The sequence below is a fragment of the Streptomyces justiciae genome, assembly GCF_015163075.1.
Classification (GTDB): Bacteria; Actinomycetota; Actinomycetes; order Streptomycetales; family Streptomycetaceae; genus Streptomyces; species Streptomyces justiciae.
In genome coordinates this window covers 1-1,049 of record NZ_JADDXU010000051.1, presented here as the reverse complement: position 1 = coordinate 1,049, position 1,049 = coordinate 1, and the positions used below count along the sequence as shown (strand labels likewise).

1 protein-coding gene is annotated in these 1,049 nt (G+C 64.0%); it reads left to right on the top strand.

Annotation, left to right across the window (positions count from 1 at the left end; all coding sequences use genetic code 11):
* A partial coding sequence (locus IQ210_RS46965; RefSeq protein WP_194085404.1) for a DUF475 domain-containing protein occupies positions 1-1,049 on the top strand: 1,049 nt, incomplete at both ends.

Here is a 1,049-nt window from a genome sequence, read left to right as displayed (position 1 = left end):
GCGCTCGGCCTCGTCGCAGCGGTCTTCTACGGGGGGTGGGAGGCCTTCGGCATCGTGGCGATCCTCTCCATCCTGGAGATCTCGCTGTCCTTCGACAACGCGGTGGTCAACGCCGGGATCCTGAAGAAGATGAATGCCTTCTGGCAGAAGATCTTCCTCACCATCGGTGTGCTCATCGCGGTCTTCGGCATGCGGCTGGTGTTCCCGGTCGTCATCGTCGCGATCAGTGCCAGCATGGGCCCGATCGAGGCCGTCGACCTCGCGCTCAACAACAAGGACCGCTACCAGGAACTCGTCACCGACGCCCACCCGGCGATCGCCGCGTTCGGTGGCATGTTCCTGCTGATGATCTTCCTCGACTTCATCTTCGAGGACCGCGACATCAAGTGGCTGGCCTGGCTGGAGCGCCCGCTCGCCAAGCTCGGCAAGGTCGACATGCTGTCGGTCTGCATCGCGCTGATCGTCCTGCTCGTCACCGCCTTCACCTTCGCCACCCACGCCCACCAGCACGGCGGCACCCACGTCGACAAGGCACAGACCGTCCTGATCTCCGGCATCGCCGGCCTGATCACCTACATGATCGTCGGCGGACTCTCCGGCTACTTCGAGGACAAACTCGAAGAAGAGGAGGAACGCGAGCACGAGGAGGAGGAAGAGGCCGCGCGCACGGGCAAGAAGAAGCCCGCCGTCGTCCTGGCCGGCCAGGCCGCGTTCTTCATGTTCCTCTACCTGGAAGTCCTCGACGCCTCCTTCTCCTTCGACGGCGTCATCGGCGCCTTCGCCATCACCAACGACATCGTCCTGATGGCGCTCGGCCTTGGCATCGGCGCCATGTACGTCCGGTCCCTGACGGTCTACCTGGTCCGCCAGGGCACCCTCGACGACTACGTCTACCTGGAGCACGGCGCGCACTACGCGATCGGTGCGCTGGCCGTGATCCTCATGGTCACCATCCAGTACGAGATCCACGAGATCATCACCGGCATGGTCGGCGTGATCCTGATCGGCTGGTCCTTCTGGTCCTCCGTACGCCGCAACAAGGCACTCGC